The organism is Desulfarculaceae bacterium (assembly GCA_020444545.1).
Taxonomy (GTDB): domain Bacteria; phylum Desulfobacterota; class Desulfarculia; order Desulfarculales; family Desulfarculaceae; genus Desulfoferula.
The window spans coordinates 59,726-82,525 of the sequence record JAHLKT010000004.1; the positions used below are offsets into that span (position 1 = coordinate 59,726).

21 protein-coding genes and 1 other RNA gene are annotated in these 22,800 nt (G+C 67.3%); 6 read left to right on the forward strand and 16 right to left on the reverse strand.

Annotated features, from left to right (window positions below):
• Positions 1-104: 104 nt before the first annotated feature.
• The 11 genes from KQH53_12145 to KQH53_12195 all read right to left on the reverse strand — a co-directional run bounded on the left by KQH53_12145 (position 105) and on the right by KQH53_12195 (position 9,563).
• Positions 105-1,598, reverse strand: coding sequence for an MFS transporter (locus KQH53_12145; GenBank protein ID MCB2227421.1), 1,494 nt, complete (start codon positions 1,596-1,598; stop codon positions 105-107).
• 46 nt (positions 1,599-1,644) lie between these two features.
• Positions 1,645-2,406 carry an EI24 domain-containing protein gene (locus KQH53_12150; GenBank protein ID MCB2227422.1) on the reverse strand — a complete coding sequence of 254 codons (762 nt, stop codon included), beginning with the start codon at positions 2,404-2,406 and terminating at the stop codon, positions 1,645-1,647.
• A 3-nt stretch (positions 2,407-2,409) separates the two neighbouring features.
• Complete coding sequence (gene sppA / locus KQH53_12155; protein MCB2227423.1) at positions 2,410-3,297, reverse strand: signal peptide peptidase SppA; 888 nt, start codon at positions 3,295-3,297, stop codon at positions 2,410-2,412.
• Positions 3,298-3,321: 24 nt separating this feature from the next.
• On the reverse strand, positions 3,322-5,169 hold the full coding sequence (locus tag KQH53_12160; GenBank protein ID MCB2227424.1) for a 30S ribosomal protein S1: 1,848 nt from the start codon (positions 5,167-5,169) through the stop codon (positions 3,322-3,324).
• A 127-nt stretch (positions 5,170-5,296) separates the two neighbouring features.
• Positions 5,297-5,971, reverse strand: coding sequence for a (d)CMP kinase (cmk, locus tag KQH53_12165; GenBank protein ID MCB2227425.1), 675 nt, complete (start codon positions 5,969-5,971; stop codon positions 5,297-5,299).
• A gap of 4 nt (positions 5,972-5,975) precedes the next feature.
• Positions 5,976-7,082, reverse strand: a complete 1,107-nt coding sequence (locus KQH53_12170; protein MCB2227426.1) for a histidinol-phosphate transaminase — start codon at positions 7,080-7,082, stop codon at positions 5,976-5,978.
• 131 nt (positions 7,083-7,213) lie between these two features.
• Positions 7,214-7,642, reverse strand: coding sequence for a pyridoxamine 5'-phosphate oxidase family protein (locus tag KQH53_12175; GenBank protein MCB2227427.1), 429 nt, complete (start codon positions 7,640-7,642; stop codon positions 7,214-7,216).
• Between the two features lie 2 nt (positions 7,643-7,644).
• Positions 7,645-8,073, reverse strand: coding sequence for a cupin domain-containing protein (locus KQH53_12180; protein ID MCB2227428.1), 429 nt, complete (start codon positions 8,071-8,073; stop codon positions 7,645-7,647).
• Positions 8,066-8,476 (reverse strand): hypothetical protein, encoded by a 411-nt coding sequence (locus KQH53_12185; protein ID MCB2227429.1) that lies wholly within the window; start codon positions 8,474-8,476, stop codon positions 8,066-8,068. The genes KQH53_12180 and KQH53_12185 overlap by 8 nt, the downstream gene beginning before the upstream one ends.
• Before the next feature lie 11 nt (positions 8,477-8,487).
• A complete protein-coding gene (locus KQH53_12190) occupies positions 8,488-8,790 on the reverse strand; it encodes a hypothetical protein (protein ID MCB2227430.1) in 303 nt (100 codons plus the stop codon).
• 11 nt (positions 8,791-8,801) lie between these two features.
• Positions 8,802-9,563 (reverse strand): SPOR domain-containing protein, encoded by a 762-nt coding sequence (locus tag KQH53_12195; protein MCB2227431.1) that lies wholly within the window; start codon positions 9,561-9,563, stop codon positions 8,802-8,804.
• A 149-nt stretch (positions 9,564-9,712) separates the two neighbouring features.
• On the opposite strand from KQH53_12195, the gene KQH53_12200 reads away from it, so the two are divergent.
• Complete coding sequence (locus KQH53_12200) at positions 9,713-10,471, forward strand: IclR family transcriptional regulator (protein MCB2227432.1); 759 nt, start codon at positions 9,713-9,715, stop codon at positions 10,469-10,471.
• A 306-nt stretch (positions 10,472-10,777) separates the two neighbouring features.
• Here KQH53_12200 and KQH53_12205 read toward each other — a convergent pair whose 3' ends face one another.
• From KQH53_12205 to KQH53_12215, 3 genes are all read right to left on the reverse strand, one after another.
• Positions 10,778-11,059 carry a hypothetical protein gene (locus KQH53_12205; protein ID MCB2227433.1) on the reverse strand — a complete coding sequence of 94 codons (282 nt, stop codon included), beginning with the start codon at positions 11,057-11,059 and terminating at the stop codon, positions 10,778-10,780.
• A 16-nt stretch (positions 11,060-11,075) separates the two neighbouring features.
• Positions 11,076-11,336: signal recognition particle sRNA large type (gene ffs / locus KQH53_12210), an RNA gene on the reverse strand.
• Between the two features lie 118 nt (positions 11,337-11,454).
• Positions 11,455-11,736, reverse strand: coding sequence for an integration host factor subunit beta (locus tag KQH53_12215; protein MCB2227434.1), 282 nt, complete (start codon positions 11,734-11,736; stop codon positions 11,455-11,457).
• Positions 11,737-12,123: 387 nt separating this feature from the next.
• Here KQH53_12215 and KQH53_12220 point away from each other — a divergent pair, with 387 nt between their 5' ends.
• The 3 genes from KQH53_12220 to KQH53_12230 are packed head-to-tail and all read left to right on the forward strand — an operon-like array spanning position 12,124 to position 16,766.
• Entirely contained in the window at positions 12,124-13,128 is a 1,005-nt protein-coding gene (locus tag KQH53_12220; GenBank protein MCB2227435.1) for a hypothetical protein, read from the forward strand.
• Positions 13,129-13,148: 20 nt separating this feature from the next.
• Positions 13,149-14,612, forward strand: coding sequence for a glycosyltransferase (locus KQH53_12225; protein ID MCB2227436.1), 1,464 nt, complete (start codon positions 13,149-13,151; stop codon positions 14,610-14,612).
• A gap of 15 nt (positions 14,613-14,627) precedes the next feature.
• Positions 14,628-16,766, forward strand: a complete 2,139-nt coding sequence (locus KQH53_12230; GenBank protein MCB2227437.1) for a glycosyltransferase family 39 protein — start codon at positions 14,628-14,630, stop codon at positions 16,764-16,766.
• On the opposite strand, the gene KQH53_12235 is transcribed toward KQH53_12230, so the two are convergent.
• Positions 16,763-18,268: an oligosaccharide flippase family protein gene (locus tag KQH53_12235; GenBank protein MCB2227438.1), complete on the reverse strand. Its 1,506-nt coding sequence runs from the start codon at positions 18,266-18,268 to the stop codon at positions 16,763-16,765. The genes KQH53_12230 and KQH53_12235 overlap by 4 nt on opposite strands.
• A 72-nt stretch (positions 18,269-18,340) precedes the next feature.
• Positions 18,341-20,632 carry a methyltransferase domain-containing protein gene (locus KQH53_12240; GenBank protein MCB2227439.1) on the reverse strand — a complete coding sequence of 764 codons (2,292 nt, stop codon included), beginning with the start codon at positions 20,630-20,632 and terminating at the stop codon, positions 18,341-18,343.
• A gap of 273 nt (positions 20,633-20,905) precedes the next feature.
• Here KQH53_12240 and uppP point away from each other — a divergent pair, with 273 nt between their 5' ends.
• Complete coding sequence (uppP, locus tag KQH53_12245) at positions 20,906-21,706, forward strand: undecaprenyl-diphosphatase UppP (GenBank protein MCB2227440.1); 801 nt, start codon at positions 20,906-20,908, stop codon at positions 21,704-21,706.
• A 3-nt stretch (positions 21,707-21,709) separates the two neighbouring features.
• Positions 21,710-22,786 carry an NTP transferase domain-containing protein gene (locus tag KQH53_12250; GenBank protein MCB2227441.1) on the forward strand — a complete coding sequence of 359 codons (1,077 nt, stop codon included), beginning with the start codon at positions 21,710-21,712 and terminating at the stop codon, positions 22,784-22,786.
• The last annotated feature ends 14 nt before the right edge of the window (positions 22,787-22,800 follow it).

Sequence of the window (22,800 nt, forward strand, 5' to 3'; positions counted from 1 at the left end):
CACGCCATGCCCGAGCGCATGGGACCGCCCCAACCGCCCGGCTCACCGGCAAGCCGCCGATTCTTCCCTTACCAACTCTCAATCTTTTTCCTGAATGACCGAACTTATTCGGCGGCGGCGGCGCGCTTTTCCCGGCGGCTCTCCAGCCACCAGGCAATGACTCCCACCAGGATGCTGCTGGTGCCCAGCCAGGCGGCCACGTGATAGCCCCCGGCCACGCCGGCCACCAGGGCCTCGGGCGGCGCGGCCATGAGGTTGCCCTGGTCGGCCGCGGGCGCGGCGGCCAGGAAGTACAGGCTGAACACCGCGCCCATCAGGGGCACGCCCGAGGTGTTGCCCAGGGTGCGCGAGAGCGACACCAGGCCCGAGGCCATGCCCAGGCGCTCCAGGGGGGCGTGGCCCATGATGGCGCTGTTGTTGGGCGCCTGGAACAGGCCCAGGCCCAGGCCGATGGGCAGCACCCGCAGGATGTACTCCCAGGGCGAGATGTTCAGATGCAGGCCGCTGAGGGCCACGCAGCCGCCCACCAGGAGCACCAGGCCCAAAAGGCTAACCGGGCGGTGGCCGAAACGGTCGGCGAACCATCCGGCCAGGGGAGAGCTGATGCCCATGCTCACCGGCACCACCAGCATGAAGAAGCCCACCTGCAAGGGCGAGTAGCCCTCGGCCACCTCCAGATACACCGGAAGGATGAACACCCCGCCCAGGATGAGAAAGGCGACCCAGCCCATGACCAGGCCCAGGCCGAACTCCGGGGCCTTGAAGAGCACCAGGGGCATCATGGGCTGCTGGCTGCGGTGCTCCACCCACACGAACAAGAGCAGGCCCAGCAGGCTGGCCCCCAATAGCACCGGGGCCGCGCCGATCCCGAAGCCGTGGTGCTGCCCCACAGTCATGCCCAGGGCGTAGCACACCAGCGAGGCGAACAACAAAACCGCGCCTGGCACGTCGAAGCGCTCCCCGCCCGAGCCGCGCCAGCCTTGGGGCACGTAGCGGGCCACCATGAACCAGGAGAGGACGCACACCGGCAGGTTCACCAGGAAGATGGCCCGCCAGCCCACCGTGGCGATGAGCAGCCCGCCCAGGGGCGGCCCCACCGCCAGGCCCAGGGACACCGCGGTGCCCATGATGCCCAATACCCTGCCCCGCTGGGAGGCTGGGAACATCTCGGTGAGGATGCCCATGCCCAAGGCCTGCATCATCACCGCGCCCAGGGCTTGCAGGCCCCGAAAGGCAATGAGGCTGTAGGCCCCCGGGGCCAGGCCGCACAGGCCCGAGCCCACCCCGAAGACCACGATGCCCCATAGGTAGATGCGCTTTTTGCCGAACATGTCGCCCAGTCGGGCGGCGCCCAGCATCAGCGAGGTGATGACCAGGGCGTAGGAGACCACCACCCACTCGATCACCGCCAGGCCCACGCCGAGCTGCTGCATCAAGGTGGGCAGAGTGATGTTCACGATGCTGATGTCCATGGTGCCCATGAACGCGCTCACCCCGATGCCGGCCAGGGCCATGCCCCGGTTGTATTCCGGTTGCGCAGCTGGGTTGTGAGCTGATGTCTCGGGCATGGCGCTTTCCATGGGCAGGCGGTTGGTCAAGCTGAGTAGTGTACCACCATCCGGCCCATGAACCAGGCGGGGAAAATCAGGCGTGCGGCTGGGGCCGCTCCAGATACAAAAGAGTGCCGCCCACCGCGGCCAGGGGCAGCAGGGCGAAGTTTACTACCGGGATGAGCCCCAGGGCCAGGATGGCGCTGCCGTAGCCCAGCCAGCCCAGGCCCAGGCCGCGCACGTAGCGCCCCTTTTGCTTGAGGCTCAGGCCCCGCCGGTCCAGGGGGTAGTCCATGAACTCCAGGGCCAGGAAGTAGGCGGTGATTAGCCAGGCCAGGACGGCGTAGATGGCCCCGCCCAGGCCGGGGATCAGGTTGATGAGCAGCAGGGGCAGCATCACCGCCAGGTAGATGATCAGGCGCATGAGGCTCTGGCGGATCACCCGCAAGAGGTCGCGGGCCAGGCCGTTGTCCGCCCAGTCCTCGCCAGCGGCCCCGCCCTGGGCCAGGGCCTCGGTGCGGCGGGTGAGTAGCTCCAGGAAGGGCTCGGACACGATGCGCCCCACCACGGTGAACAGATACAGCTCCAGGGCCAAGAGGGCCAGCACCATGAGCACCAGGAGCACGTAGAGCAGCGCGGCCCACCACCAGCCCTCGCCGGTGGGCAGAAGGCCGCGCACCCAGCCGCCCAGGTAGGTATAGCTGAGCCAAAAGGCCAGTGCGAAGACCGCGAGGTTGAGGAAAAACGGCGCCGCGGCCAGAGGCCACAGGCGCTTGTGTCGCCAGATGAAGCCCCAGGCGCGCGGCACGGAGGCGGCGGCGTGGAAAAAGCTCAGAGGGTTGGCCGGGCTGGGCATATCCTAACGGGCGGGCTGCCAGAGGAACTGGAGCCCCGGAGCGGCCCCGCCTTGGGCCATCATATCCTTGACGAACAGGCTCACCTGCTCGCGCACCAGGCTGGCCAGCCAGGAGCGCTTCTCCTCGGGCCAGACCAACGTGGGCTCTCCCTTGATGCCGCCCAGGCGCGCGGCCAGGAGCACCGCGTCCTCGAAGTTGCCCATCACGTCCACCAGGCCCAGCTGCTTGGCCCGGGCCCCGGTGTAGATGCCGCCGTTGGCCAGCTTGGCCACGTCGTCGTATTTCATGTGGCGGCCCCGGGCCACGTCGGCGATGAACTGGCGGTGGGTCTGGTCGATCATCTCTTGCAGGTTGGCCCGCTCGGCCTCGCTCAGCGGCCGCGAGATCATGCCCGCGCCCTTCAGGTTGCCCGCGCGCACCGTCTGCATGTTCACCCCGATCTTCTCCATGAGCTTGTGGGCGTCGGGGATATTGATGATCACCCCGATGGAGCCGGTGAGGGTGGCGGGCGAGGCCACGATCTTGGTGCAAGGGGCCAGCAGATAATAGGCGCCGCTGGCGGCCACCCCGCCCATGGAGCCGATCACCGGCTTGTACTTGGCGGTGCGGGCCACCTCGCGGTAGATCTCCTGGCTGGCCGCGGCGCTGCCGCCGCCGGACTCGGCCCGTATGATGATGGCCTTGATGGAGCTGTCGCGCCTCAGGCGCATCAGAAGCTCGTTGGTGGGGCGCGACTGGGTGATGATGCCGCTGATGGGCACCACGGCCACCTTGCCGCCAAAAATGGCCGTGGGGCGGAGCCCCGGTTTGATCACAAACAGGGCTCCGCCGAACACGGCCACGATCAGGGCGCATACCCCGATGGCCAGGGCCAGGGGGTGCTTTTTCATTGGCTCAACCGTTTAGGGTTGTTCTTACTTATCCTCTTGGTCCTCGGCCGAGGTGGCTTCGGAGTCCACCTCCACTTGGTCCTCGCCGGTTTCCTTCTGGGCCAGGCCCTCCTTGAGCAGGGCGCCCAGGTTGCTGGTGGCGGCCTGGGTGGAGTTCACGTACTCGCTGTACACCTGACGGTCGGCTTCCTCGTCCAGGCGGCGCATGCTCAGGCCGATCTTGCGCTCGCGGCGGTTGACGCTGACCACCTTGGCGTCGATGGTGTCGCCAACGTTGTACATGCCCACCGGAGTCTTGATCTTCTCTTCGCTGATCTCGCTGACGTGCACCAGCCCCTCGACGCCCTCCTCCAGCTCCACGAACAGGCCGAAGTCGGTGACGTTGGTGATGACGCCCTGCACCCGGGTGCCCACCTGATACTTGGTGGGGATCTCCTCCCAGGGGTCGCCCTCGAGCTGCTTGATGCCCAGGGAGAAGCGCTCGTTCTCGCGGTCGATGTTGAGGACGATGGCCTGCACCTCGTCGCCCTTCTTATAGAGCTCGCCGGGGTGCTTGATGCGCTTGGTCCAGGAGATGTCGGAGATGTGCACCAGACCGTCGATGCCCTCGTCGATGCCGATGAACAGGCCGAAGTCGGTGATGTTCTTGATGCGGCCCTCGATGGTGGTGCCCACGGGGTACTTCTCGGCGATGACGTCCCAGGGGTTGGGCTCGACTTGCTTCATGCCCAGGCTGATGCGCTTCTGGTCCGGGCTGATGGAGAGCACCACCGCCTCCACGTTGTCGCCCACGTTGACGATCTTGGAGGGATGGCGAACCTTGCGGGTCCAGCTCATCTCGGATACGTGGATCAGGCCCTCGATGCCCTCCTCCACCTCCACGAATGCGCCGTAGTCGGCTAGGCTCACCACCTTGCCCACGATGCGGGTGCCCACGGGGTAGCGGTCGGCCGCGTCGGTCCAGGGGTCGGACTTGAGCTGCTTGAGGCCCAAGCTGACCCGCTCGCGCTCGCGGTCGAAGGAGAGGATCTTCACGGTGATCTCGTCGCCGATGTTGAACATCTCCGAGGGGTGGCCCACCCGGCCCCAGCTCATGTCGGTGATGTGCAGCAGGCCGTCGATGCCGCCCAGGTCCACGAACACGCCGTAGTCGGTGATGTTCTTGACCACGCCCTCCATGACCTGGCCCTCTTCCAAGACCTTGAGGGTCTCGGACTTCTTGCTCTCGCGCTCCTCTTCGAGCAGCACGCGGCGGGACAGGACGATGTTGGAGCGCTTCTTATTGAACTTGAGGATCTTGAAGTCGAATTCCTGGCCGATGAGGCTGTCCAGGTTGCGCACGGGGCGCAGATCCACCTGGCTGCCGGGCAGGAAGGCGTTCACGCCGATGTCGACGCTCATGCCGCCCTTGACGCGGCCCACGATGGTGCCGTGGATCACGCCGTCGTCGCCGTAGACCCGGCTGATCTCGTCCCACACCTTGATCTTGGCGGCCTTTTCCTTGGACAGGATGATGGTGCCGTCCTCGTCCTCGGCCCGCTCCAGCAGAACATCCACCTCCATGCCCACGTCGGCCTTGATCTCGCCTTCCGGGTCACGGAACTCGTTGATGTCGATCTGACCCTCGGACTTGTAGCCGATATCAACCACCACGTAGTCGTTTTCCACCGCCACGATGGTGCCCCGGGCGACCTCGCCCTCCTGGATTTCGTTCATTGACAGTTCGTAGGCCTTTTCCAGCTCCTCGGGGGTGAGGTCCCCTTCCATGCTTGCCGGCTCGGCCTCGGGGGCGGGTTCGGTTTCGGTGGTTTGCTCGGCGGCCCCGGCGGCCTCTTCGGCCACCTGGTCCTTGGTAAGATCGTTATCGGCCATGGTAATTCGCTTTAGCTCCCAATAGTTTGCCCACGCGGTAGCCTGGGCGCACTACGCCCCCAGGCCCGCTACCTGTGAAATAAGTCTTCCTACCAGAAAGTACTGGGGTTTACAAGGATTCATTGGGTCAGGCGGGGATAGTTTTCCGTCGGCTTTTCACCCGTTCCACCAACAGATCGATCACCTGCTCGCGGGTGTAAGGAGTGGTGTCCACCTGCTCCGCGTCCGCCGCGGGCACGCAGGGGCTAAGGGCCCGCTCCTCGTCGCGCTGGTCTCGTTGACGCAGATCGGCCAAAACCCCGGCCTCGTCGGCCGCCTGGCCCTGCTCCTTCAGCTGCAACCAGCGGCGGTGGGCCCGGGCCTCGGGCGTGGCGGTTAGGAAGAACTTGGCCTCCGCGTCCGGGAAGACCACGGTGCCCATGTCGCGGCCCTCGGCCACCAGGTCTCCGGCCGCCCCGGCTGCCCTTTGCAGCTCCAGCAAACGGGCGCGCACCGGGGCCAGGGCCGATAGCTTGCTGGCCAGCTGGCTGATGGCCTCGTTGCGGATGAAGGGCTCCACGTCCTGGCCGTCCAGGAGCACGGTGAAGCTCGTGCCCTCCAGGCGGGCCTCCACGGCCACGCCCGGAGCCCAGGCGGCCACGGCCTCCCGGTCGTCCGGGTCCATGCCCTGGCGCTGGGCGGCCAGGGCCAGGGCGCGGTAGAGCGCGCCGGTGTCCAAAAAGGCGAAGCCCAGGCGGGCGGCCGCCTCTTTGCTCACCGAGCTCTTGCCCGAGCCCGCCGGGCCGTCAACCGTAACCACCATATTGCTAGTTGCCTCCCAGGATGGCGTCCAGCTCCTTGGTGAAGCGCTGGTTCTCCTCGGGCAGGCCCACGCTGATGCGCAAATGCTCGGGCAGGCCGTAGGAGACCATCTTGCGCACGATCACCCCGCGCTTGAGCAGCTCATCGGCCACGGCCGGGGCGTTGGCCCCGATCTTGACCAGCACGAAGTTGGCCTGGCTCGGCACGTACTCTAGGCCCAGCGCCTCGAAGCAGGCGTAAAAGTCCTTGAGCCCCTGCCAGGTGATCTCCAGGGTGCGCTGCAAAAACTCCTCGTCCGCCAAGGCGGCGGTGCCCGCCACCTGGGCCAGGATGGAGCTGTTGAAAGGCTGGCGCACCCGGTGCAGAATCTGCATCACCTCCACCGGCCCCAGGCCGAAGCCCACCCGGAGCCCGGCCAGGCCGTAGGCCTTGGAAAAGGTGCGCATCACCACCACCGGAACTCGGTGGTTCAGGAAGTCGGTGCCCTGAGCCACCTCGGGGTCGGAGGCGAAGTCGATGTAGGCTTCGTCCAGAACCACCAGCACGCCCTCGGGCACCCGGTCCAGAAACGCGCTGAACTCGGCCTTGCTGAAGGCGGTGCCCGCCGGGTTGTCCGGGTTGTTCACGAACACGATGCGGGTGCGCGGCTCTATGGCCGCGGCCAGGGCAGTGAGGTCCAAACGGAAGTCCTTGAGCGGCACTTCCTTGAGCTTGCCGCCGGCCACCTGCACCAGCTTGGAGTACATGAGAAAGCTGGGCGCGGCGGCCAGGGCCAGGTCGCCGGGGCGCAGGAAAGCGCGGCTCAAAAACTCGATGATCTCGTTGGAGCCGTTGCCCAACACGATCTGCTCCTGGGCCAGGCCGTAGCGCGCGGCCAGGGCGGAGCGCAGCTCAAAGCCCGCGCCGTCGGGGTAGCGATGCAACCCCCCCAGCGCGTCGGCCATGGCCTGCACGGCCTTGGGCGAGGGGCCCAGGGGGTTTTCGTTGGAGGCCAGCTTGATGGCCCCGCTGATGCCCAGCTCCCGTTCCAGCTCCTCGATGGGCTTGCCCGGCTTGTAGGGCACCAGGGCCTCGATCTCCGGGGCCACGGGCGGCAGTTTTCTGCGGTTCACTTGGATGCTCTCTTTCCCCTAATGGCCAGACCGGGCCGCGCCTCCCCGGGGAGGCCATTTAAGCCCATGGCCTGGTTGCAAAACGAGGTGAAATCTACCCACGGGCGGCGCGGCCTGTCAAGGCAAGCGGCCTAGGCCAGCTCCAGGCGGGTGGCCTCGGTGGGGCCGTCCAGCACCAGCAGGGTCTTGGCCCTGACCGCCACCACCCTGGCGCGGGGGTCGTTGGCCAGTTCGGCCAGGTGGGGCAGCTCCTTGGCAAAGCGCTGTTTTAGCGCCGCCTCGCGGGCCGGGTCGTCCAGCAGCCCGGCCTCGCCTTCCACCGAGAGGGCCTTGACCCCGCCCAGACCTTGCGCATCGGCGCGGTCGTCGATGAGCAGGCTCACCAAGGGGCGCTCCATGAGGTTCACGAACTTGCGCGAGTCCTCGCGGCTTATCAAATAGAGCGTCTTGCCCTCGTCATCCCAGAGATAGCTCATCAACGAGGCTCGCGGCGCGCCCTCGCCCTGGGTGGCCAACACGGCCAGGTTCTGGGAGCGGATCAGGGAGAGCATCTTTTCCATGCTCAATCCTCCGGCCAGGGGGCGGGCAGGTCGTCATCGGCCTGATAGGCCCGGTCGCTCATCTCCACGAAGGTCACGGTCTCCTCGGCCAAAAAACGATGGGCCACGCCGGGCGCGATGTGCAAACGGTCGCCGGCCTTCACGTCCAGCTCCAGGCGCTCGCCGCTGAGCGGGCAATAAAACTGGGCCCTGCCCTTGCCCCCGGCGATGTAAATGTACTCGCCTTTGCGGCGGTGCACATGCCCGCCCCGCCAGCCCGCGCCGGGCTCCAGGGTGAACAGCCCCACCCGCCGCACCGTGGCGTCGTTGAGGATCAGGTGCCCCTCGCCCCGCGCGTCCACAAAGCGCTTCTCCGTGGCGAACTCTTGGCTCACCGGCAGATGCACCAGCTCCACCCGCGCGGCCAGGGGCGGCGGGGACGGCTCAGGCATCGCGCTTCTCCGGGGCGGCCTCGCCCTCGGCGGGCGGCTCCTCCGCCTCGGCGGCTTCGGGCTCGTTTGGCTCGCCGGGCTCGGGCTCATTCGCCTCGGCGGCCTGGTCTTCGGCCACCGCTTCGCCGGTCTCGGGCGGGGCATCCTCCTCGGCGGGCGGGCCGTGGGCCGGGTCGGGCAGAGTGGCCAGCTCATCCAGGGCCTGCTCCAACAGGTCGATGCGCTCGGCCGGGGGCTTGTAGCGGTCCACGAACAAGTAGTACTTGCCCTTGAACCAGCACAGGCCGCTCTTCAGGCGCAGTCCGCCGAACTGCAATTTCTCATAGGAGAGCTTGACCCCTTGCTGCCGGATGTTCTGCTCCAGCTCGGCCAAATACTCCTTGCCCCGCTTGCGCGCGCTCACTCAGACTCCTTTTATGCTTCCCGGCTCTCCGGGGGCTCGTTCTCCCCGGGGCCCAGGCTGTCCAGATAATCCCGCACCGCGGGCCGCAGATACACGCCCTCCAGGTCCAGGCCCTTGAGGGCCAGGCCCAGGCGTCGGCAGCGCCGGGCCAGGTCTTGGCGGCGCTCCACGAAAATGACCAGCTGCCCCCGCAAACGGCACAGGCCGCTGTTCGCGGGCAGATCCTCGGCCCCGCCCAGGTCCTCCAAGCGCACCTCGGCTCCCAGGGCTTGGGCGACCTCGCCGAGCAAAAACCACAGCCGCTTATCATCCATGACCGCGCGCCTCAGCGCAAGGGTAGCAGGAAGGCGTCTGAAATCAGGCCCTGTTTCTCCCAATCCTTGTACTGGCGCCGCGCTTGCTCCAGGCCGGGGAACACCCCCACGCACACCCGGTGCCACACGCCCCGCTGACCCAGGTCCACCCGGTTCACCCGGGCGGGCAGGCCGTCCTTCACCAGGCGGGCGGCGTAGTCCTCGGCCATGGCCGCCTTGCGGAAGCTGGCCGCGCACACGGTCCAGGAGCCCGGGGCCGGGGCCTTGTCGGCCTGGGCCGGGACGGCCGCGGCCTGCGTGGTGGTGGTCTCGGTGGTGGAGGTAGTGCTGCTGGTGGCCGCGCTGGTGGTGGTCTCGGTGCTGGTGGTGCTTTCCGTGCCGGTGGTTTCGGTGCTCGTGGTGTCGGTGGTGCTGGTCGTGCTGGTGGTCTCGATCAGACTGGGCACGATGCCCGACACCATGGACTGGGGCGCGGGCAGGCCGGGAGCCGGGGCCGCCATGCGCGCGGCCGGGGCGCGGCCGGAGTCAAAGGGATTGGGCACGCCGGGAATGTCGTGGCCCGGCACGGACCACCAGGCAGAGAACACGAAGCCCGCCAGGAGAATGACACCCACCCCGTTCAACCAGGCGGCGCGGCGGCGCAGCTCCTCCCACATCCGGGCCTGGCTGGGGCGGCTGCGCCTGGCCTGGGTGTAGCGGTAGAGGTAGAACAGGCCGCCGGCCAGGTAGATCACCGACCCCGCCAGCAGAACCACCAAAAGTAAAGACGACATAAGCCCCCGGACCAACTAAGGCAAAAGGTGATTCCACGCTAGCATTTCGCCCCAGGAATCGCAACCCCGGGGCGGCCCATAATGGCTTGACAAGCCGAACGCGGCGCGTTCAATATAGGGTACATCTTGGGTTCACTCTGGAGAACGACATGCCATCCAAAACCGGCTACCGGGCGCCTTCGGTGGCCAGGGCCTTGAAAATACTGGAGCTGGTGGCTCAGAGCAACGACGGCCTGGGCATCAGCGAACTTTCCCGCCGTTTGGAGATCAGCAAGGGCACCGTCTTCGGCCTGTGCAACCAGCTGGAGTCCGGCGGCGCGCTCAGCCGCGACCCGGAGAGCAAGCGCTACGGCCTGGGCCCCCTGGTGGCCACCCTGGCCCGGCGCGGCTTTGCCCAGGCCAGCCTGCGCGACGCTGCCGCCCCGGAGATGACCCGCCTGTGCACCCGCCTGGACGAGTCGGTGTTCCTGGGGGTCATGGGCCGGGGCGAGGTGCTGGTGGTGGAGGCGCGCCAGCCCCCGGAGAAGATTCGCATCTCCGCCGGGCCGGGCACCCGCCTGCCCCTGTTGGCCGGGGCGGTGGGCAAGGTATTTTTGGCCAGCCAGACCCCGGACAAGGTGCGCGAATACCTGGCCGACGGCCTGCCCCGCTTCACCGAGCACACGGTGAGCGACCCGGAGGAGTTCATCGAGCAGCTGGACCAGGTGCGCCGCCAGGGTTTCGCCCTGGAGCAGGACGAGTTCCTCAGCGGAATCTGGGGGGTGGCCGCGAGCCTGGGCGTGTCCGGGGGGATGCCCGCCGCGCTCTACGTGGTGGGCTTCACCACCTCACTCTACACCGGCCGCCTCCAGGAAGTGGCTCGGGAGACCCTGGCCGCTGCCAAGCGCATCCAAAGGGCGTTGGACTAACGGGGCTTACCGTCCGCATTTAAGGATAAAGAGTTTCGAAGGGTAAGATTTGGTCCGCCTTGGCGGCTCGGGCGTTGGCCTGCGTCCCGGGGCGCGAGTCAAGCGGCGTGTCGTGGCGCGAGGCCGGGGCGGGCTTAACCGCTGGTGGCGGCAGCTTGGCGGGCACAGCTCGATTAGCCCGAGGCAGCCAGATAGGCGCGATAATGCCGACGCGATTTGTCGGCGACCGAGCGGGCCCCGAAACACGTGGCAGCTCCCTGCCCCCACTTCTTTCTATTCCCAACCTCTTATCTTCTTCCTTTCCCCCTATTCGCCCTTAACCCGAAACCAAGGCCCGTCAATGCGCTGGCCCTTGCACTGGGGGCAGCGCCCCGGCGCGTCCAGGCGGTTGCGCTTTTCAAAGACATAGCCGCAGGCGAGGCAGCAGGCGGGCTCGATGACTAGCCGCCGCTTGAGCGAGTGCTGTAGGTGGGTCAGGTGCTCCTCCGCCTCGGGGCGGGTGAGCAAAAGGGCGGAGGCCAGCTCCTGGGCGGACCAGGGCCCCTGCTCGAGCATTTGCTCCATGTTTTGCCGAATGGTCAGGCGCAAGGAAAAGTGACCCCAGCCGTGCATCCCGCTTTGAGCCGGCCGCCAAAGAAGCTGTGAAGCGCGGGGTCAAGGACCAGAGCGCTCCGCGACACGCGCCGCATCGCTTACCGCTGCTTCCTCCCGGATCTGACGGGGTTCACGACCGCACGTCGCGCGGTGTCCGGACTGAACCCCCCGAACACAAGTACTTCCAAGGCGGCGCCGCCCGGGGCGGGCCTTCGACCCCGCGAAAGCGGATTTCGGGTGCAGGGCACCGCTAGCTCCCCGTCTAGCACGGCCAGGGTCGAATTCGAATGGTCTAACATTAACAAAAAAACGGCCCCGCCGCTCTACGGGCGGGGCAGTTATTCAAATTTCGCGCACGGAACGGCCTCAAGAGCAGGCCGCGCGGGGACTTAGTCCACGCTGTCCACGCGTTCCTTCAGCTCTTTACCGACCTTGAAGAAGGGAAGCTTCTTTTGGCCAACGTCGATGATCTCGCCCGTCTTTGGGTTGCGTCCTTGGTAGCCGTCGTAGTCCTTGACCTTGAAGCTGCCAAATCCGCGTATTTCCACCCGATCACCGATAATGAGGGCGTCTTCCACCGAGCCGAACATGGTGTTTACCACCATCTCCGCTTTTTTGATGGTCAGGCCCTCGGCCTTGGCCAACGCCTCTATGAGCTGTGACTTGTTCATAGACGGGCACTCCTTGCCACTATGGAAACTGCAAGCTTTAGCTAACGATTGTATGCAGTTGGAGGCGTCCTGTCAAGCGGCTTGACCTCTCAGGCGGACCAGGCCCGGCCATGCCGCCAACCATCGCCTTATCATGCGTAGTTGAGCAAGGGGGGGACTGTCAAGCATTTTTTACATTTTCCCTTGCGAATTTGGCCCCTTGCCTATGACCGCCCCTCGCCGGAAGCGACCCCGCCCCGGAGAGGCGATCGCCGTTTCGCCCTGTATGCATGGGGCCTTTGGGCATTCGGCCTCCCGCCAAAAATTAGAGCCCGGCCCGACGGCTCTTTATAGCCCCGCCCGGTGTATGCTACAAGCTAATTAGTCAGTTGAAGGAGCAACATGCCCATGCGCCGATTCATCGCCCTGGGGGCGGCCCTCTTGACAGCCTTGTTCCTGGCCGGGTCTTCGGCGGCCCAGACGCCGGAGCAATTCATGGAGCAGGCCGTGTATCGCCACTCCTTTGGCGAACACACCTTCCGCCTGCCCCCCAAGGAGTTCGCCTTTTTGGTGGACAACCTGGTGGGCGTGCTCACCATGGCCAGCCAGCCCGGCTTCCGGCGCCGGCACCCGGAGGTGCAAAACCTTTACCTGGAACGCCTCACCGGCAGCCCCCGCGACTTCACCCTGGGCATGGCCGGCCAACAGGCCCGGGTGCGCATGCAGTGGCTGGACGACAAGAAAATCCTCTACCTGGCCGAGGTGAACCTGAACAAGCTGGGCCTGAGCATCACCGGCCAGTTCATGGCCCTGGTGGAACTTGCCTATGCCTCGCCCGAGGCCCCCGGTGTGCGGGCCAAGATCACCGTGGCCTTCAAGCCTTCCTCCTCGGTGGTGGGCATGGCCCTCAAGCCGGTGATGGGCGCCTTTGACAAGGAAGTGGACCGCATCGGCCAGCGGGCTCTGGGCCTGGCCGATCAGTTCATCGCGGTGTACGCCTCCGAGCAAGGCGGCGCCTTCAGCCGGGCGGGCCTGCTCAGCGAAGTGGCCGCGCTCAACCAGCAGCGGCAGGAACTGGCCTCCCGGGCGGGCGCCAAGCCCGCGTCCCCGGCCTCGGCCCAACACCCCGTGGCGTGGCTGGCGGCCCTGGCCGGCGGGGTGATGCTCTTAATCATCGGCCTGTTCTTGGGCCGCTGGTGGGCGGGCCGCCGCCCCGAGGCCCGCCGGGCCGGTCAGCTAAAAATTCTGCGCCGGGCCCAGCGTGAGCAGGAGTCCCAGGATCGCGGCCTGGTCCGGGTGCTCAAACGCCGGGGCCTTAGCACCGCCGAGGCCGAGGCCGCCCTGGCCGAGCACCGCCGCCTGAGCGCCGAGCTGAAACAGCGGGTCGAGCGGGCCGCCGCTCCCCAGGCCTGACCCTCAACCGGAGACAACGCATGTCCATGGAGCCCAACCAGACCTCCGGCCCGGAAGACCAGGCCCGGCTGAAATACAACCAGGAGCGCCGCGAGTTCTGGAGCCGCGTGGCCGCCCAGCCCGGCGAAGGCCCGGCGGGCCACCGCTTGTACGCCGGGCACCTGGCCCGCGCCTACGGCCAGCTCATCAGCCCCGGCCAGAAGGTGCTGGAGATAGGCTGCGCCCAAGGCGACCTCTTGGCCGCGCTCAAACCCTCGGTGGGGGTGGGCATCGACTTCTGCCCGGAGATGATCGCCCAGGCGCGCCAGCGCCACCCGGAGCACACCTTCCTCTGCGCCGACGCCCACTCCCTGGAGCTGGACGGGGTTAGCTTCGACTACATCATCCTCTCGGACCTGGTCAACGAGCTATGGGACGTGCAGGAGGTGCTGGAGGCGCTGAGGCCCCTGTGCACCCCGCGCACCCGGCTGATCATGAACTTCTACTCGCGGCTCTGGGCCGCTCCCCTGGCCCTCGCCCGCGCCCTGGGCCTGGCCCGGCCCAGCCTGCCGCAAAACTGGTTCACCACCCCCGACGCGGAGAACCTGTTGGCCCTGGCTGGTTTCGAATCCTTCCGCTCCTGGCGGGCCATCCTGTGGCCCCTGCCCGGCTCGCTGCCCCACTGGCTGTTCAACCGGGTCCTGGCCCGGATCTGGCCCTTCAAGCACCTGGACCTGGCCAACTTCATCCTGGCCCGGCCCGCCCCGGAGGGCCCGCCCGCCGAAGAGCCGGTGGTCTCGGTGATCATCCCGGCGCGCAACGAGTCGGGCAACATCGAGGCGCTCATGCGCCGCACCCCGGAGATGGGCGCGGGCACGGAGATCATCTTCGTGGAGGGCAACAGCACCGACGACACCTGGGAGGTGATCCAGCGGGTGGTTGCCGAGCATCCGGAGCGCAACGCCAAAGCCATGCAGCAGACCGGCAAGGGCAAGGGCGACGCGGTGCGCCTGGGCTTCGAGCAGGCCAGCGGCGGGGTGCTGATGATCCTGGACGCGGACATCTCGGTGCCCCCGGAGTCGCTCACCCGCTTCTACGAAGCGCTGATCAGCGGCAAGGGCGAGTACATCAACGGGGTGCGCCTGGTCTATCCCATGGAGGATCAGGCCATGCGGCCCTTGAACTTCCTGGGCAACAAGTTCTTCAGCCTGGCCTTCTCCTGGTGCCTGGAGCAGCCCATCAAGGACACCCTGTGCGGCACCAAGGTGATGACCAAGCGCGACTACGAGGTCATCGCGGCCAACCGGGCCTACTTCGGGGAGTTCGACCCCTTCGGCGACTTCGACCTGATCTTCGGGGCGGCCAAGCAAAACATGAAGATGGTGGATCTGCCCATCCGCTACCGCGAGCGCACCTACGGCAGCACCAACATCTCCCGCTGGAGCCATGGCTGGCTGCTGCTGAAGATGCTCTGGGTGGGCCTCAAGAAACTCAAGTTCACCTAAAGGCACGGAAGCGCGATGGACTATCCGGAGAGGCGCGGCCTTAGCGAGGCCCTGGGTGCGGGGGTGATCGCCGCCGCCCTGGTCCTGGCCTACTGGTTCCTGTCCGTGGCCTATCCCTATTACTACATCTGGGACATGGACCTGATCTGCGCCCAGGACACCCTCTTGATCAACAGCGGCCTGCTGCCCGACCACGTACACCACACCGGTTTCGGCATGTACCTGATCCTGGCCTGGGCCACCCGCCTAGGCGCGGCCTTGGGCCTGGTCTCGGCCATGGACCTGCCCCAGCTCATCGCCTCGCTCAACCCCCTGGCCCCCCTGGCCGAACTCACCGACTATCTGCGCCGCCTCAGCCCCCTGGCCGGGCTGGGCCTGGTGCTCCTGCTCTGGAGCGCCCTGCGGAACATGCTCAGGCCCGGCGCCCTGGGTTCACTCATCGCCCTGGCCGCCCTGGGGCTCATGCCCGGGCTCATGTACCAGGTGGCCATCGTGCGCACCGAGGCCTATTCCATGTTCTTCTGGTCCGGGGCGGTGCTGGCCCTGGTCCTGGCCGCGCGGGCCGGGGCCTGGGGCCGGGCCCTGGGGGTGGGCCTGGCCGGGGTTCTCTTGGGCCTGTGCCTGCTCACCAAGATGCAGGCCGGGCTCTACGTGGCCGCGGCTCCCCTGTTCTACGTGATGAGCGCGGCGCTAAAGCCGGGCGGCCCCAAGCCCTCGTTGCGCCCCGGCGGCGGCCCGCTGTTGGCCCTGGGTCTGGCCCTGGCCGCCCTGGCGGCCACCATCCTGCTGGTGGCGCTGGCCCTTCCCTTGCCGGTTGCGCCGGGGGTGGGGGCCTTCATGAGCCACTACCAGGTGGCGGTCTCGGGCCGGGTCATCCTGCTCATGGCCGGCATGGCCCTCCTGGCCGGGGCGTTGCTCTGGTCCCTGGTCCGCCGCCGCCAGGCCGCCTGGCTGGACGCAGCCGCCCTGCTCTCCTGGCTGGCCTTCGGCTTCGTGGCCGGCCTGGGCCTGCACTTCGCGCTCTACGCCGACCCGGCCACGGCCTGGCACTACCTGCTCTTGGATTTCAAGATGGCCTTCTTGCGGGTGGGCTTCGGCTTCGAGGGCCTCTGGCCCCGCTTGCAGCTCCTGGCCTTTTGCTGGCCCACGGTCTTCGCGCAGCTGGCCTCCCTGGCCCTGCTGGCCTGGGCCGCCCGGCGGCGGCTCTACCCCTCGCTGAGCTTTTTTGCCCTGGCCCTGGGCGCGGCCGCGCTCTTGGCCTATGCCAGCATCCTGACCACCGACCGCTTCATCCTGCGCGACCTCTTGTGGGCCGAGCTCTTGCTGGGCCTGCTGGCCCTGGCCGCGCTGTTGGCCCTGGCCCGCTTCCAGGCCTTCAGCCTTCCCTGGCGCTGGGGGGCCCTGGCCCTGGCCGGGCTTTTGGCCCTGGCCAACCTGGGCGGCGCCCTGCACACCACCGCCCGCCTGGACGCCAACTACAACCTCTACGGCTGGTCCACCCAGCGTTTCTTCCACGGGGTCTACAGCCACAACCAGCGGCGCTTCTACGATATCTTCCGCGCGGCCTACCCGGGCCAAAGCGAGGCCCAGGTGGCGGACGGCCCCCTGGGGGCCCAGGCCCTGAACCACGCCCGCATCAGCCGCGAGCTGGCCTTTGTCTTCCCCACCCTGCCGCTCAACCTGCGCTCGGCCGGAGCGGCCCTGCCCGGCCGCCCCCTGTGGATCGCGCGGCCGAAGTGGCACTTGGCCTCGGTTTCACCGCAGCTCTGCGGGGCGCTGTTGGTGGACGCCTCGGCCGCGCCGCCCTCGTCCAAGGGTTTTTTGCAGCCCGCCCTGGTGCGCGATCACTCCGAGGAGCTGGACAAGAGCGCCCCCGCCCCGCCCATCGCCTCCCTGGCCGTGCTGCCCCGCCCCGGCCTGGAGGTCTATCTCTTCCTGCCCCGGGACCGCTGGCGCCGCCTGGACGGCACGGGCCTGGACCGCCTGCCGCCCGATTCAGCCCCCCGCCTGACGGCGCAAGGGCCCCACGGCAGCCTCACCCTGCTGGGCGTGAAGATCTTCGCCTACCAGGAGTTCCCCCTGGCCGACCTGGGCCGCGACTACGTTTTCCTGATTAAAAAGCCGGCTTCCCGGCCGAGCTGCCGGAAGGACTAGAGCCGCTCCGCCTCTTTTTCGGCGGGGCTCTCGTCGCCGGCGGACATGGGCAGGCGGCGCATGATCCGCTTGACCCGGTCGTGGATCTCCCGGTCGCGCCAGTAGAGCAGGGCCGTGTAGGCCAACGCCCCCAGCACGCACAGGCCGATGGGTATCCAGCGCCAATGGGTCGTATAGTAAACCACCGTGGCCGGGGCCAGGGTGGCCAGGGCGAAGATCAGCTCCTTTACCACGGCCCACAGGTTGGCGGTGATCTGGGCCTTGCCCGCCCGCAGGGTCTTTATCAGCATGAACAGATAGACCAGCCCGGTGCCGCCCGAGAACAGGGCCAGGGCCAGGCGCGGGCTGCCCAGGTAGCCGCCCAGGAGCAGGGCGATCACCGTCACCGCCAGCTGGGCGATGGAGAAGAACAGCAGTACCCCGGCCTCCTTGCGGATGAGGAACAGGGGCATGATGGGCGTGGTCAGGAAGTTCATGAACATCCAGAAGGAGATTATCTGGCACATCACGCCCGCCTCGCGCCAGCGCCAGCCGAAGACCACCTCGAAGAACAGCGGGGCCAACAGGGCCAGGGCGGTGAGGGGGAACACCCCCACCGTGGCCTGGAACTTCACCGCGAAGTGCAGGGCCCGCTTTACCGCGCCCTCTTCCTCCCACTCCCGCGCCGCCTCGGGGTAGAACACCTGGGACACCGAGGTGCCCAGGATGCGCAGGGGCATGGACACGATGGACGAGGCGAAGGTGAAGAACCCCACCGTGGCCGGATCGAAGTAGGCGGCCAAGACGAACACCGGGGCCCGCGAGGTGCTCACCCGGAGCACCCCGTTCCACAGGTTGATCTTGGGGAACTGGATGTGATCCTTGATCACCTTGGCGTAGCTCACCAGGGCGCGGTCGTCGTTTTCGCGCTTTTCCCACAGGGCCTTGGCCACCACCACCAGGGAGATCACCACCCCCACCATGGTGCCCATGAGGTTGCCCATGAACAGGCCCATGACCCCGGCGCCCAAGAAGACCGCCCAGAGGATGGTGAGCAAGCGGGCCAGGTTCATGTTCAAAAAGCTGACCACCGACACCGTGCCGAAGCGGCCCTCGCGGGCCAGGCCGCCGTCGGCCGTGGATTGCAGGCTGTCCACCAAAAACAGGGCGGGAACGAACCACATGAAGGGCGCGGCCACCGGCTCGTTGAGCATCTCGGCCACCCAGCGGCCGCCCACCCCGAAGATGCCCACCGCGATCAGGGTGAGCACGGTGGTGATGATCAGGCACAGGCGGGTGAGGGTGCGGGCCTCGCCCCGGCTGGTGGCCAGGGGGATGGCCTGGTAATAGCCCAGGGCGATGAAGGCCGAGATCCAGGTGGCCACCGAGGAGACCAGGCCGTAGACCCCGAAGAACTCGGGGGCGTAGAGCCGGGCCACGATGGGCGTGGCGGCCAGGCCCAATCCGATGGACAGGCCCTTGCTCAGGGTCAGCTTGCTGATGTTGCTAAAAAAGGTCCCCATGCCTCACGCCCGTGAGAGATCACCCATTCTAGACGAGGCCCCGCGGCTTGACAATGCGCTTGACGCCCGGCCCTAGGCCCGAGCCGCTTCCGCCTGCCCCTGCCCGGCCCGAAGGCGAGTGAAATAGGCCAGCAAGTAGAAGGCCAGGATCACCAGCATGAGGGTCTTGAAGCCGGTGAGGAAGGACATCCATTGCACCAGGGCGCCACACATGGCCCCCAGCAGGTTGGAACCCAGGGCCTCGTTCTTCAGCTCGGCCTTGGCGAATGACTGGATGAAGATGATGCCCGAGCAGAACAGGGGCAGACAGGTGAGCCCGCCCACCGCGATGGCCCGAAGCCAAATCGGCAGCCCGGCGAACACGGTGAGGTCCATGAAGTAGAGCCCGATGCAGATGACGAAAAGGGCCGCGAACACGCCGCTCAGGTTCATGGCCGGCCAGCGCAGGGCGATGAGGTTGGCCAACAGGATCATGCCCAGCACGCCGGAGATGATCACCGAGTTGACCCACCAGGTGTTGCCCAGGACCACCGCCGCCCGGCTGATGTTTAGCACCTCCAAGAGCAAAAACGCCGCGCCCAGGAAGAAGAAGTGCCAGTGGGAGCGCTCCCAGTGGCGCGCGATGCCCTGGCCGCCGAAGCGGCGGTAGGCGTGGAAAAACAGCAGGGTCATGAGCCCGGCCAGCAAATAGAACAGCAGCGGTATGCCCCGGCCGGGCAGGTACACGAAGGGCCAGTCGTCGGTGGTCACCTCGGTGGTGCCCGGCAGGTGCAATTCGTAGCGCGCCTGGCTGACGGCGATTAGACGGGCCAGTTCGGGGTGCTTGGCCAGGCCGCCCTGGATGGAGGCCTGGTCCCCGGCCACGAAGAAATAGCCCGAGCCGGCCAGGGGAGTGGGAATGGTCTTGAAGACCAGGGGCTCCTGGTGAAAGACCTCGCGCAGGGTGCGGGCCAGGCGGTCGGCGATGTAGGGCTTTTCCGCCGCGAAGTACACCACCATCACCCCGCCCGGGGCCAGGAGGCCCTTGGCCTGCTCAAAGGCCTGCTTGGTGTAGACGAAGTGGTCCAGGCGGTTGTTGGACATGTGGGTGGTGGTGTGGCTGTCCAGGGCCCCGAAGGACACCACGTCGAACTTTTCCTTGCTGTTGGTGAAGTAGGAGCGCGCGTCGTCGATCACCACCCTGACCCGCTTGTCCGAGTAAGGCTTCTCCGGGTGCATGCGCCGCCCGATGTCCACGATGGCCGGGTCGATGTCCACCGCCACCACCTGGGACACCCCGCCGCGCAGGGCCCCGGCCGCGTCGTTGCCCGAGCCCGCCCCCACGATGAGCATCTTCTTGGGGTCCGGGTGCAGCATGGGCGGCACGTCGTAGCTCACCAGGCCGCCGGACTCGGCGGGCAGCAGGTGCCTGACCTTGGCCACGGTCTCGGGCCGAAGGTCCATGATCTTCTGGTAGCCGCTGTTGTTCACCTTGATGCCGTAGTTGTCGCCAGGCATCTTGGGGTTCTTGCCCCACTTCTCCAGGCCGCCGTAGTTCACCCCCATCTTGATCAGGGTGTCCACCAGGCCCCGCTTGAAGGAATAGAAGCTGATGTGGTCCGCGTCCTGCACGGACAGCTTCTGATAGGGCGACCACACCACCTGGTAGGTGCCGGGCGCATAGGAGCTGAGGCCCGAGAAGGCCACGATGGCCGCCAGGAGCACCAGGGATTTGAGCGGGGTCTTGGGGCGCCAGGGCAAGAAGAACAGGCACAGCCCGGCCAGCAGGGCGAACCAGGCGATGGGCGGCATGAACAGGGCGGACATGGCCACCAGCACCCAGGTGCCCACCAGGCTGCCGGCCACGTTGGAGGAGTAGGCGGTCACGATGCGGGGATGGCCGTCCATGAGCCGGCCCAGGATGCGCCCCACCGGCACGAAGGGCTTGAGCACCAGGTACATCAGGGCATAGGTGGCGGCCAGGCCCACGGCCAGGTAGCCCACCGCCCACACCGGGCTGCGGGTCACCACCCGGTCCCAGACCAGGAAGTCCTCCAGCACGCTCATGAACAGGGGGATGCGCCCCACCAGGGTGCGCACCATGGGCACGGAGAGCAAAAACACCAGGATGACCAGGGGCCACAGGAAGTCGCCCGCCTTAATGGGCTTGGAGGCCGAGAACAGCCCCAGGCTGAGCCCCAGGAAGCAGACCAAAAGAATGGTGTTTTGCAGATAGGCGAAGATGCGGACCTCGGTGGAGACCCAACGGATCATCACGATCTCCAGAAAGAGCCCCAGCACGCTGATCAGGAAGATGGCCGCGGTTTGGTTGTCCGGCCCCAGGCTGAAACTGTCCTGGGGCGAGGGCTGGTCGTGGGGGATCATATGCGGGACCGCCTTTGTCGAAAAAACAAACCGCGCGGCGGGGCCGGCTGGTTTTGGTTGAATGCCTAGAATTGCGCCTTGCGCCGGGGCAGCCTGGCTCGGCCCCCTTGGATGCGCGGGGCCACGCGGCTATTGCGAAATGGTAGCCACGCTTCCCGCATGGCGTCAAGTTATTCATCCAGCGGGCTCTTTGGGGCTGTGCCACCGAAAAGCCCCTCGACTTGGGTCCATGCACGGGCTATATTCCCTAGCAACCGCAAGGGAGGCGGTGGCATGGAGATTTGGCAGGCTGCGGTCTTGGGCGTTGTGCAGGGGCTCACCGAGTTTTTGCCTATCAGCTCCTCGGGCCATCTGGTCCTGGGGCAGCGCTTGCTGGGCTTCACCGAGCCGGAGCTCATGTTCGACATCGCGGTGCACGTGGGCTCGCTGGCCGCCGTGGTTGCGGTGTTCTGGCGCGACCTGTGGGGCATCCTGCGCGGCCTGTTGGTGTGGGGCGATGACGAGGGCGCCCGCCGGGGCCGCCGCTTGCTGTTGTTGGTCATCGCGGGCAGCATCCCCACGGCCATCATGGGCTTTTTGCTCAAGGACCTTTTCGAGTCCATGTTCGCCTCCCTGCTGACCGTCGGCCTGGCCCTGCTGGTCACCGGCTGGCTATTGATGGCCACGGCCATGGTCCACAAGCCGGGCCGCGAGATCGGCCGGGTGGGCATCGGACGGGCCCTGATCGTGGGCGTGGCCCAAGGTCTGGCCATCACCCCGGGCGTCAGCCGCTCGGGCTCCACCATCGCGGTGGCCCTGTTGTTGGGCATTGACCGCCGCCTGGCGGCCCATTACTCTTTCGTGCTCTCCATCCCGGCCATCCTGGGAGCGCTGGTGTTGCAGGTGCACGAAATGGGGGCGCCCAGTCCCAGCCAGACCGCCCCCATGATCGTCGGGCTGGTTTGCGCCGCTTTAAGCGGCTACCTGGCCTTGCGCATCCTGCTCCGGGTGGTGCAGGCGGGCCGCTTCCACTGGTTCGCGCCCTACTGCTTCGCGGTGGGCCTGGCCGCCCTGGCCTGGAACTTCTGGGGATAAGACGTGGAACTTTTCGCCGTAATCATGGCCGGCGGCAGCGGCACCCGCTTCTGGCCGGCCAGCCGCCGAAAGCGGCCCAAACAGCTTCTCTGCCTCACCGGTGAGCGCAGCCTCTTGCAGCAGACCGTGGACCGCCTGGCCCCCCTGGTCCCGCCCGAGCGGGTCTTGGTGGTCACGGGCCGGGCCCACGCCCCCGCCGTGGCCCAGCAGCTGCCCGAGCTGCCCGCGGCCAACATCCTGGCCGAGCCCATGGGGCGCAACACCGCCGCGGCCTGCGGCCTGGCCGCCGCCTGGGCGGCCCGGCGCGACCCCGAGGCGGTGTGCCTGGTGCTCCCGGCCGATCATCTCATCACCGGCGAGGGCCTGTTCCTGGACACCCTGCGCCGGGCTGCCACCCTGGCCGCCAACCAACCGGTGCTGGTCACCCTGGGGCTCAACCCCAGCTTCCCGGCCACCGGCTTCGGCTACATCGAGACCGGCGAGATGCTGGACTCCACTCCCCCGGCCATCAGCCGGGTGGCCGCTTTCCACGAAAAGCCGGACCTGGCCACGGCGCGCGAATACCTGGCCGGAGGGCGGCATTTGTGGAACTCGGGCATGTTCGCCTGGCGGGCGGGCGTGTTCCTTAGCGAGCTGGAGCGCCATTTGCCCGCGCTGGCCGAGGGCCTGGCCGGGCTGGCCCCGGAGCTGGACGGCCCCGGCCTGGAAGAGGCCCTGGCCCGGGTCTATCCCGAACTGCCGGCCATCAGCGTGGACCACGGCGTGCTGGAGCACTCCGGCGAGCTGCGCGTGGTCAAGGCCGACTTCGGCTGGTCGGACGTAGGCTCCTGGGAGGCCATGGGCGATCTCTGGCAGGCCGACGCCCTGGGCAATGCCAGCCAACACGGCGAGCTGGTGGCCCTGGACGCCAGCGGCAACCTGGTTTCGGCCGGGGGGCGGCTGGCCGCTCTAATGGGCGTGAAAGATTTGGTTGCCGTGGTCACCGACGACGTGCTGCTCATCCTGCCCCGGGAACGCAGCCAGGAGGTGGGCCGCCTGCTGGACGAGCTCAAGGCCCGGGGCCGCGAGGACTACCTATGATTCCGGCAGTGGCG